Here is a 1,828-nt window from a genome sequence, read left to right on the forward strand (position 1 = left end):
CGATCTGGGAAACTAGAAGTCGCGCTGGACGCGGAACCGGACCTGCGAGACCGAGTCCTGCGTGGCGGTACGGACCGCGAAGGTACCGTTGTTGATGCCGGCGATGTTGGCGTAGGCGGTCGGGCTCTTGTCGAGATCGATCGCCCGGCCATTCTTCAGGCCGATCTGGGTGTAGAACGCCTCGACGCCGATATCGAGATCCTTGACCGGCGACCAGATGATGCTGCCACCCGCCACGAACTGGTAGGTGTCGCGCAGGGCCTGGCTCAGGTTGTAGAACCGCGTGCCGGGCGTGCCGACGGCGTTCGAGCTGAACGGGTTGCTGCCGGCCAGGCCACTCACGAGGCTGTAGATCTGACCTTGAGCGTAGCGGGCGCTCTGCGAGAAGCTCTGCTCGCCGTAGGAGCCGAAGAAGGCCGAGCGCCATTCCGGCGTCCAGTAGTGCAGGTACGACGCGACCGCCGTGAAGCTGGTCGAGGTCTGCAGCTGGCCGGTGAACGGGTTGATGGTCGCGTCAGCGAAGTACTGGGCGAACTTCTGACCCTGGATGGTCGTGGTGCTCTGGGTGTACGAGCCGGTGTACTGAGAGTAGCCGGTGTAGAGCTGCGCGCCCTCGCCGTAGGCACCCTGCAGATACAGGGCGTCGCCCGGGGCGATGAACGGCGCGTTGATCTTCAGGCCGCCCTGGATGGCCCAGCCTTGAACGTTGCTGGTGTGGGCGGGGACGACGGTCGGACCGGTGCCGGTGCTGGCGGCGGTCGAGAGGTTGCCGACGTTCAGCTCGTGGGTGGCGGCCGAGAGCTGGGCCGAACCCCAGGCCTGATCGAGGCGCACGACGCCGACGAAGTCGGGCAGACGCTCACGCTCAATGCTGTCGACGTTGCCGTAGCGGCCCGGGCCGACGAAGACCGGGGTCGGCTGGTTGGTCACGCCGAAGTTCTGGACGCTACCGGTGTTGAGGGTGGCGGAGATATTGAACGGCGAGAAGATCGGGGTGCGGCGGAAGACCGGGTCTTCGATCGAGATCGTGGCCGACAGACCGTTGCCGATCGTGGCGGTGTAGGCCAGCAGGTTGGTCGAGAACACGTCCGAACCGGCGGTCGCGCCGGCGAACTCGAAGTCGTGGGCGTAGAAGTCGAAGAACGACGACGCGCGCCCGGCGGTGAGCCCGGCGAACTGGATGAACGCCTTGTCGACGTTGGCGAATTGCTGGTCGCGGCCGAAGCTGTCGGTGCCGATGCCGGGATAGGCCTGGCCGATCCGCTGCTGCGTGCCGGAGGTGCCGACGCCGGAATAGCCCGTGCGGGCGCCGGCATCGAGGCGCACGAAGGCGCGGAGCGTGCCGTAGGCGGTCTGGGTGCGGGCATCGAGGTTGATGCGCATCCGGCCCTGGTAGCCGGACGTATCGCCGTTGGCGCCGGCCTGGCGGGTATAGCTGGTCTGGTATCCGCCCTCGAACCGGGCACGGCCCGAGACGCGCAGGCAGGTGTCGGTGCCGGGGATGTAGAAGAAGCCGGCGCCGTAGGCGCTACAGACGCGGACGTATTCGATCGGCACGGCCTTCTTGACCGGCAGATCGGCGGCGTGCGCGGCGCCCACCGCCGCGAACGCGGCAGCCGAGCCCAGCAGGGAGCTTTTCAAGAACCTCATGGATGACCCCAAAATCTTCGAGACCCATAGCGCAGCATCGTCCGGTGATCCGGATCTCACTGCCAAAATCATTTCTGCTCGCGTCTTGGCGGCGGGCTTGCACGCCGGCGGCAGGCGGCGTTGAGCTATTGGCTCAGATCAGCGGCAATAAGCAAAAGGAATATTGCTGCTTTACCCC

Annotated in this window: 1 protein-coding gene; it reads right to left on the reverse strand. The window is 66.1% G+C overall.

What is annotated here, in order from left to right:
• Positions 1-12 precede the first annotated feature (12 nt).
• Positions 13-1,650: a porin gene (locus OXS27_RS32135; RefSeq protein WP_267361713.1), complete on the reverse strand. Its 1,638-nt coding sequence runs from the start codon at positions 1,648-1,650 to the stop codon at positions 13-15.
• Between the last annotated feature and the right edge of the window lie 178 nt (positions 1,651-1,828).

Origin of the sequence: Methylobacterium sp. GC_Met_3 (genome assembly GCF_026540775.1) — a bacterium.
GTDB lineage: Bacteria > Pseudomonadota > Alphaproteobacteria > Rhizobiales > Beijerinckiaceae > Methylobacterium.